Raw genomic sequence first — 9,456 nt, 5'->3', positions numbered from 1 at the left:
AACCCCCAGTTTCCGCCCAGCGGCGTTACCCTTTTGCCGTTGACATAGAGCTTTGTCTCGGTGTCGATGTCGCGATAGCTCATTTGGCGAATGCCCGTCTTATAATCTAATTGGTCAACGGTTTGGCCGTTGTCAGGGTCGGTCAGGGTGAAACCTGCGTCGTAACGATAGGGCTCGCCGTAGCCGTTGGGCCACCAAAGGCGCATGCGTTGCAGGCTGAGTTGCGGATAGTCGGCCGGGCTGAAGGCCACTTCCTGCTGTGACAGCGGGCTTAGCGTAATCTCTTTTTGGAATTGTAGGTGGCCTATGCGGCCCTTGAGGAGAAGCCGTCGGGCCACTGTGTCGTTATTGCGCACCATGACCCGCGGCGTCATCGTGGCCAAAGTATCGGGCAGGTTCAGCTCCGTGGTCACCAGCGGGTCGGAAAGACTGACGCCACCATCGGTCGACAAGTAGACGTCGTTCCATATTCCGACTTCCCGACCGGGCGTGCTCGTTATCCAATCCCAACCTATGGAGGCGTGGAACGTGGGGTTGTCGGCCCCCAAGGCGCCGCCGTTGAGGTCGGTGCTCTCTTGGTTTTTCACTTTCACGGCACCGAAATGGGCGTTCTTGATGACCTTTACCTCGAGCAGATTCTCGCCCTTCAGGGCCAGCGCCGTTATGTCGAAGCGGCCCCGGATGAACGCTCCGTCAATGCGACCGAGCAGCTTATGGTTGAGATAAACCTCGGCTTTCCAATTGATTCCGTCGAAATTGAGATAGGTGTGGCGGCCCTTCGGGGCGGGCTGATGGTTGAAACGGGCCCGATATAGGAAGTCGGATTGGAAATAACTCTCCGAAATCTGTCGCATGTTATCGGCCACGCGGTTGTCGGGAATGGCGCCTATGTTGGCATAACTCGTGAGGACCGTACCCGGCACGGTGGCCGTTATCCATTGCTCATCGCCCTCGCGACGCAGTTGCCAGTCGGTGATGGGGCCATGGTTTTGGGCCTCGGCCACGAGTCCTCCCCGTCCCCAGACCTCCATTTCGCTCAAAACGAAAAGACCGCTCGGGTCGGCTTGTTCCATCAGCAGGCGCACGTAGCGGGCCTTGCCCGTGCAGTTGACGCGCTCGTCGAGGGCCTTCGTGGCGCCGAGGGTGGCCTTGTCGGTCCAGCGTCGGGCGTCGTCCGAAAATTGGATACGGGCCTTGCGAGCCTTGTGGAGCCAATGGAGGCGCAGGTGGGAAATGGCAACGTCGGTGCCGAGGTCGACATAGAGCCACGCCGGTTGGCCGCTTTTGGACTGTGGAACGGCGAAAGCGCTCGTGAAATGGGCCGAGGGCAACCAGTCGTCATTGAGCTCATAAATGCGCCAATAGGCACAACCGGGCATGTCTAACTCCAATCTGACATGGCTGTAGCGGCCCTTTCGGCTGATGGGAATGGTGGTCTCGACGAGCCGCATGGGCAGGCGGATGGCCGCCTCACGCTTATTGGGGTCGGAACTCACGAGCTGTCGGGCGGCACGGCCGGGCAGGTCGCTGCCTTGGAGCCGGCCTATCTGCTGCCATCGGCGACCGTCCTTGGAGCCCATCACCCTGATGGTGTAGCCTCGGGTGGCGTCGTCGGGGCGGTAAACGGCCTCGGCCATGAGGCGCAGCGTGTCGATATTGACCTCCATGCCGGCCCAGTCGAATTGCAGGAAGGTCCGCGCTCCGGTGAGCGTGGTGTGGGAATGGATGTTGCCGTCGAGCGTTTTCTCCTTGTCACGGAGCGATAGCGGGCCGTCGGGCGTGGTGACGGTAAGGCGTGCCGGCTCGTTGTGGGCGATGATACCGTCGGTGGCCAACTGGGCCGTAAGGTTGTAATCTACTGACGCCGAGGCGTAGGCGGCCCTATGGAGGGCCACGTTGCGGAGCGTGTTGTCTTTCTTCAGAATGGGTCCCCGATAGTCGGCGGCCTTGCCGGGATATTGTCCTATGCCACGGGTAAATTGTGCTTGTGCCATCATTGTCGGGCTAAAGAGCGTCGTCCCCGCGATGGCGGCGACACATTTCAACACAGATACCCGTCTCGTAAAAGACGGGTATCGTTTTGTCATCATAGTTTTCACGAATCTGTTTGTTTTTAGTATCATAGTCATACGGTGATAACGATTTTGCGAAAGGTGGCCTCCGGCCTTGTCAAAGGCCCTCTTCGATATGACGAAAGGGCTGCTTCGGCAGGGTGGGAAGGCTGCTTCGGGAAAGTCGCTCGGGCCCGTCGGACGAATGGTGGCGGGCGGGCCGTGGGGCAGCTATTCGACGGTCATGCCGGAGGGCATGGCATACATCGGCGGCAAGTCTTTGCAGAAGAGCGTTTGCGGACTGTCGTAGAGGCGCACGAAATCGGCCTGCGAGGGGTGGCCGGGGTAGACGGAGAAGAAGTGTTTGTCGGTTTCGTCGCCGTTGACGAACTTATTTCGCCATGTGACAATCATGCTCACCTTGCGTCCTTCGGCCGGAGCGAGAAGCTGGCGGGTCCAATATTTGGCGTCGGTAAAGGCCTCGACGCCCGTCTCGGTGACGCCGCAGGGCTTGTGCTTCTTGGCCCCCACGCTCTGTAGCATGCGCAGGTTGACTGATAGCGTGGCCGCCACGCCACCGTTGTAGCAGTCCATGCCGATGAAATCCACGTAGTCATCGCCCGGCCATCGATAGAGAAAATCGTTCTCGGTCTTGGGCGAGTCCATCTGCGGAGACAAGGCATAGATGAACTGATGGACGCCGGCACGGCGCAGGTAGTCGACGGTATAGCGCCAAAGGCTGATGAATTCCTGCTCCGTCGTGCATTGGTTGCCCCACCACGACCAGCTTTGGGTGTGCTCATGGAAGGGGCGGAAGATGATGGGAATGGGCTGTCCCTTGTCGTCTTTCAGCCCGCCGACGAAGCTAACGAGCTTGTCGAGCCAGCCGTTGAACTTCTTTTGCGTGGCGCTTCCGGCCTTCAGAATCTCCTTGGCCACCTCGTTGCTCTTGTTATCCCACGCGTCTCCACCGGTGAGAGGGTTGTTGAGATGGGCACAAGCGAGGATGACCATGCCCCGTTGGCGGGCTTCCGTGATGCAGCGACGGCGCACCTCGTTCACCGCCTTTTGGCTTTCGGCCCGGTCGTCCATGACCTCGGCCAAGTCGACACCGTACACGCCGGGGTAGTCGCCGCACACTTCTTTGGTGTCGGAGCGGCCTTGTTCGTACTGCCAATAGCGCCCGTAGGTGAGGTCATCGTGGTGACCGAAGATGAAACCGGTCTGTTGTACCTGCCACAGATTGGCGTAAAGCGCCCGTGTCTCGGCCGTGGCGTTCTTGTCGACGATGGTGAGTTGCTTCACGTCGGCCGAGGGAATCTCGATGGTAGAGGGCTTCGGGGCCGGCAGTTCCACGTCGTTGCACGATAGGGTGAGCAGGGCTGTCAGTGCGATAACGCAGAAATTCTTGATTTGATATGTATAAGTGATCATTTTTTTTAGGATTAATGGGTTGATGGATGGCGCGCTGTGGCGTTGTTCTTATTTGATGAAGCCCTCCTCGCCGTAGAGTATCAAGGACTCGCCGGGCATGTCTATGGTCTGCCCCGCGGGCAAATCGAGGGTTTGGTGCTCGGCGTTGGGCAGGAGGATATGCTCGTCCGACAGTTTCAAACGGCCCTCGGCATAGTCGTAGCGTCGGCAGTCGGATAGCTTGGCGTTGCCTTTGAGCGTTACTTTCTGTGGGCGTTTCGACACGTTGAGCACGGCTATCATGCGCCGTCCCTCGTGCTCCACGGCGATGGCTTTCACGCCGGGATGGCCGCTGACGGCCGTTCTCATCACCCGGCAGCCGGCCGGCATGTACCTTGTCAGCAGGCTCCAAGCGTAAAACCACGGGCGGATGGTTTCTTGGTCGGCCCCGAAGCGCTCGTCGCCAAAGATGTTCCAAAAGCCCCACATCTTGAGCTTATCGGGTCGTTCGGCGCTGTGCATGGCGTCATCGAGCATCCATGCCACGCAACCTGAGTAGCCCTCGTTGGCCGTTTGTATGAGAACGTCGGCCATGTCGGTGCCATACATGTAGTCGAAGATGAACATTTGGCTGTCATCCATGGAGGCATGAGGGCGTGCGGCGGCCCTTCTGAGGTTTTCTTGCTGGTAAAGTGAGTCGACGGGTTCGACGAACTTCAGTCCCACTTCGCCCATGACAATCTTGTGACCCTGCGGAACGGCGTCCTTATAGGCCCTGATGATGTGGCTGTATTGGCCGCTGTTGACCGTTACTTTTGAGGGGTAGGTGTGGATGTCGTACAGCTCTATGTCGATGTCTTGGGCTGCCTTGCGTTGCCAACCTACCTCGGCGGGCGTCCAAATGGCGAGATCGGCGCCGGTGAGCTTCACTTTTTTGAGCATGCCGTTGCGCTTCATGCGGTGGTAGAAACAAAGTGTGAGGTCGCGCCAAAGGTCATAGTTGCCCTCCGTTGTCGACCAATAGCCGTTGGGTTCGTTCACCATATTATAATATTTGATGCACGAATAGCCTTTCTCTTTCACCAACCAAGTTACATAGTCGGCCGCCATTTCCACCTTCTTTCGGTCGAACGACCGGTTCTTGGCATTGGCCAGACCCCATCCCCAGTCGCCAAAGATGACGCTGACGCCGTGCTGTTGGCAGTAGTCGAGTATGTGTCTTACCTGCTCGAAGTTGCCCATGGGGTTGAGTTTTCCGTCCTTCATGAGGGTGGCCGTGTTGTGGACGACGCGCATGAGCTGCGGTCGCATGAAGTCGAGGCGGCGGTATATCTTCTGCCATTCGGCCTCCGGGAAGTCCATGAGGCCCTCTCCGTAGTCGAGCTGGTAGGGATCCCATTGGGTGCCATTGCCGATATAACCGGCATTGACGCATGTGTTGAAATCGTAGTCTACGGTGGTCTGTGCGCCGGCTTGCCAGCTCCAGAGCCACATCATGACCATAAGAATGTGCTTCATCATATCTTTCTATAATGTAGTGAAGGGGCGGTTTATTTCTTCTTTGTAACGGAAATCCAGTACAGACGGGGCTTCTTGGCGAACTTGTCGTAGTCGCTGTAGATGTTGGTCCAGTCGTCCTTGCCGTTCAAAGCGAATTGGAAAGCGTTGTTTTCCACGTTGAACGACTTGCCGTTGCCGCAGCTTACCTCGCCCGAACCGATGAAAGAACCCGTCGTTTGTCGGCCATCCTTGGCGGTGAAGGTGATGGTTCCCTTGGTGTAATCGCGCTCCCAAGTGCTCTCGCCCTCGGGAATTTGGCGGTAAAAGTGCTTCAGGTCGATGTCGTCCTTGCCCTCCTTGTTCATCGAGCCTTGGAATATGAAGTCGGCAAAGGTCTTGTCCGCTCCGGCCTCATTGACGCATCGGCCCGTGGGATTGCCCGCCGCCGTTACGCCGTCGAGGGTGAAGGTGAGGGTGTTGTCGGTTTCCTTGGCAGGCCCGGTAGCGTCTTTCCAGCACCAAGGTTTGTCCGTCAGCTTCATTACTGCGCCACCGCCATACTCGGGACCGGTGCCTCCGTAGATGGTAAGGGCGTTGATGGTCCAACTGCCGACCAGCTCTTCGAGGAAAGACTTGGCCTTGATGGTGTATGTGCGGGTCTCTCCGAGGGTGGAAGTAACGGTGAACGAGGCCTTGCCCGTGCTGAAATCGAGGTGGTCTCCTGCCTTTATGGACGCCCGGGCTTGGTAAGACAGTTCCAAATTGGTGAGCTTCACGTCAGCCATACTGGGCTGCGCGCCCACGTTGATGGATAGTTCTATGTCGCCGGTGGTGGCGTCGAGGTTGTCGATGGTGGCGTTTCCAATCTGGTTTTCAAACGCTATGTTGAGGACAGAGCGCTCATGATTCCAGCCTCCGTCGTTGATTTCGTCCTGCTGATCCTTGACGCAGGCCTGCAACAAGCAGGCAGTTGCCAGCAGCAACGCGTATTTCATGATGGTTTTCATAATGCAAAGTGTGTAATTGAAAAGGATGTTATCTGAGGCTGCCGTTGAGGTTTATCTCGGCTTGTGGTATGGGGTAGAAGGTCGTTTGGTCCTCTCCCAAGCTCTGGGCCTCGGGTATTGACTGTATACGATTGGTGCGACGGAGGTCGTACATGTAGTCTCCCTCGAAGGCCATCTCGAATTTTCGCTCGTTGAGCACGGCTTTCCTGAAGTCGGCCTTACTAAGGTTGGGCGCCAAGTTGCCCAGTCCTGCCCGCCTGCGAATGAAGTTCACGAGCTCATAGGCCTTGGCTGTGGGACCCACGGCCTCGGCATAGATGAGCGCCACATCTGAATAACGAAGGAGGAAAGGCCGTGTGCTGGTCTTGTCGCCATCGAATTTCGGGTCGATATATTTACGGCAGAAGGGGTAAAGAAGCTTGCCGGGATACGCTACATTGACTGTTCCGTCGGCACGATACACCTTGTCTACGATGAGCTCCGTCTTGCGTTTATCGGCCGGGTCATAGCTGTTGAAGAACACGGAGGTCGTCTGATACTCGCCCCAACCGTCGTGTGAGGGAATGAAAGTGGCGCTGCTGCCTTGTTTCAGATAAATGGTGGCGCCGTCGACGTAGGGAATGAACATCTTTGAAATCTTGGAATATTGGCCTTCACTCACGCCACTGCGGTCCATGGACATGAGGAATATGTGCTCAGGTCCTGCGGGTTTATCGACGTCATAGATGTCAAGAAGGTTGTCGGAGAAGCCATAGGTGGTTTGTTTTTCTACCACTTCACCGGCGAAATAGGCCGCGCTATCGTACATAAGCTCCACTTCGCGCTTCATGTCGCGGTAAAGTTTCACGCCACTTTCCTTGGCCGAGGCCACGTAGAGATAAGCTTTGGCGGCCAGCGACTGTGCTGCCACCCGGTCGGTGCGGCCCAATTGTGGCTTGGGATAGACCTGCAGGAGGTCGGAAGCCTTGCGGCAATCGCCCAAGATGAGGTCGTACACCTCGTCGAGCGACCCGGCCAGCGGCGCCGAAGTCTCATTGAGCTCGTCCACCATGGTAGTGTGCATGGGCACAAGGCCGAAGTTTCGCACGAGGTTAAAGTAGTTCCAAGCTCTCAGGAAGTAGGCCTCGCCGAGAATCTGATTGCGCTTTTGCTCGTTGAAAGTGGCGTTCTCAACGTTTTGAATGACACCGTTGGCCCGGTTGATACCGATAAAGGCGTACTTAAAGTAGTTCTCCAGCGTGGTGTTTGTCTTGAAGTTATCCACTTTCCAATTGTTAATGTCTTGGTTCTCGGCCGTGGCGTCGCTCTTGGTCGTGAGCTCCTCGGTGGGCATGTCGCCCAAGAAGAACACCGAACGCGAGTATTCCAAGTAGGTAAGGTCGCCGTAGGCGTACATCAGAGCGGCCTCGGCGTCGGCCTCAGTCTTGTAAAAATTGTTCTCAGAGTAGAATCCGTAAGGTTCTTCCTTGAGGCTGCAGGCGGTCAGCAGGGCCGCGCCGGCAAGCAGTGAGATTATTTTTGAAGTTTTCATATTGGTTCGGTTTTAGAAGGTTAAGTCAAATCCTATGGTCCATTTGCGCAGCCTCGGGTAGCCACCGCTGTAGATTCCGTTGAGTCCCACTTCGGGATCGTAGCCCTTGAAGTGGCTGAACGTGTAAAGATTGGATACGCCGGCATAGAGGTGGAGCCTATCGACGAAGCTCTTCTTGAAGTCGAACGTGTAACCCAACGTTACGTTCTGGACGCGCAGGAATGAGCCGTCCTCTATCCACCAGTCGGAAATCTTGGTCTGACGGCCGTCCCTCAGGCTGGGATAAGCGTTGGTAGGATTGTCTCGGGTCCAGCGAAAGGGCTGGTTGGAGGGCTGTCCGAAGCGCTGCGTATTGAGCACGTCATTGCCGAATACGCCGTTGAGGAAGAGGTTGAGGGTCCATTTTTTCCACCCTATATTAAGGTTGAGACTGGCCGTGAAGTCGGGATTGGGGTCGCCGATGACACACTTGTCGGCCGTGGTGATGGAGCCTGAGCCGTCGAGGTCCATGTAATTGAACTCGCCGGGTTGGGCATAGTCGCCCGTCAGACCTGCGTCGATACCTTGGTTCATGGTCTGAATGATACCGTCGACACGGTAACCGTAGAACACGTTGATGGGCTGTCCGATGGCCAGAATGTTGGTATAGTCGCGGTATTGTTCGAGACTGTTGCCCGAATATTCGAAGAGCATGCCGGTCAGAGGGTCGGTCACGAGGCCCGACTCGACGCGGTTGCCGAGGTCTTTCACCTTGTTGCGGTTGAGCGAGAAGATGAAAGTAGAGGCCAAATGCCAGTCTTTGGTGTCGAGAATGTTGGCATCCGCGGTCAGCTCAAAGCCTCTGTTCTGAATCTTTCCGTCGTTAACCCACATCTTATCGTAGCTTGATGAGAGGGCAAGATTGCGTTGTCGGAGCAGGTCGGTGGTCTGTTTGTCGTATAAATCGAGCGAAATGCGCAGTCGGCGGTTGAAAAATGCCATGTCGATACCGAAGTCTGTCTGTGCCGTCGTTTCCCATTTGAGGTCGGGATTGGGTATTCCGCTCCACACACGGTATATCCATCCGGGGCCCGTCCAGCCCGAAACGTAGCCCGGACCGATGGTCGTGGCCCAATTGCCGTTGTTGAAATATTTGTCGGTACCGTAGCGGCTGAGCGTCTGATAGGGGCTTATGCCTTGGTTACCGCTGATTCCGTAGCTGAGACGGAACTTGAGTTCATCGAACACTTTGAGGCTTTTGATGAACGATTCCTCATGAGCTTTCCAACTGATGGCCCCTGATGGGAAGAAAGCCCACTTGTTGTTGTCGCCGAACTTTGAGCTTCCGTCGGTACGGGCGGTGAAAGTAAAGAGGTAACGGTTGGCGTACGTGTAGTTCAGACGGAGCATTCCGGAGAGCATGGTGCTCGTGGAATAGCCGTTGCTGACGTTGTATTTCTCGGGCGAACCGGCGCTCAGGTTCTCATTGCGCAGCGCTTCGTTGACGAAATCGCGGCCCACGAGATTGGACGAACGGCTGTTGCCATACTCCCAAGAGAAGCCGGCCATGGCGCCGAAGTCGTGAAGTCCGACGGTCTTCGTGAAGTTTGCGAAGGTATCCCACACGAGGTTGTTGCCTTCCCAATTGCTTATCTCGCCCTGACCGTTGTTCATCGTACCCACCTCGGTGTAGATTTTGGGTTGGTAAATGTCGCCCGTGGACTTGCCAAACTTGTAGTTTGCCTGCGAGGTGAGGCGCAGTGAGGGCAATACCTGCCACTCCAAGGCCAGCGAGGTGATGACGTCGAGGGTCTTCGACTTGTTGAGTCGGTTGTCGGAGAGGGCCAAGGGATGGCCGTAGTCCTGCGCGTTGGTGAGATAGTAGGTGCCGTCCTCGTTGTAGACGGGGTAGATGGGGTTGCGCCAATAGGCCAGTCCGCCGTTGTTGTTGCGCCATCCGGCCGAGAGGATATTG

6 protein-coding genes are annotated in these 9,456 nt (G+C 56.6%); all 6 read right to left on the bottom strand.

Going from position 1 to position 9,456, the window contains the following annotated elements:
• Positions 1–2,090, bottom strand: a 2,090-nt coding sequence (locus VIR50_RS08160) for a glycosyl hydrolase 2 galactose-binding domain-containing protein (protein ID WP_331934649.1), incomplete at its 3' end; no start/stop codon positions are given.
• A gap of 192 nt (positions 2,091–2,282) precedes the next feature.
• Positions 2,283–3,485 (bottom strand): glycoside hydrolase family 26 protein, encoded by a 1,203-nt coding sequence (locus VIR50_RS08155; RefSeq protein WP_331934648.1) that lies wholly within the window; start codon positions 3,483–3,485, stop codon positions 2,283–2,285.
• 48 nt (positions 3,486–3,533) lie between these two features.
• Complete coding sequence (locus VIR50_RS08150; protein ID WP_331934647.1) at positions 3,534–4,985, bottom strand: hypothetical protein; 1,452 nt, start codon at positions 4,983–4,985, stop codon at positions 3,534–3,536.
• Between the two features lie 29 nt (positions 4,986–5,014).
• Positions 5,015–5,959: a hypothetical protein gene (locus tag VIR50_RS08145; protein ID WP_331934646.1), complete on the bottom strand. Its 945-nt coding sequence runs from the start codon at positions 5,957–5,959 to the stop codon at positions 5,015–5,017.
• A gap of 40 nt (positions 5,960–5,999) precedes the next feature.
• A complete protein-coding gene (locus tag VIR50_RS08140; RefSeq protein ID WP_331934645.1) occupies positions 6,000–7,502 on the bottom strand; it encodes a RagB/SusD family nutrient uptake outer membrane protein in 1,503 nt (500 codons plus the stop codon).
• A 12-nt stretch (positions 7,503–7,514) separates the two neighbouring features.
• Positions 7,515–9,456: SusC/RagA family TonB-linked outer membrane protein (locus tag VIR50_RS08135; protein WP_331934644.1), on the bottom strand; the 1,942-nt coding region annotated here is incomplete at its 5' end.

The sequence above is a fragment of the Prevotella sp. genome (assembly GCF_036570325.1).
In the GTDB taxonomy this organism is placed as follows: domain Bacteria; phylum Bacteroidota; class Bacteroidia; order Bacteroidales; family Bacteroidaceae; genus Prevotella.
The sequence above is the reverse complement of the archived record's forward strand: the minus strand, read 5'-3'. Positions and strand labels throughout refer to the sequence as shown.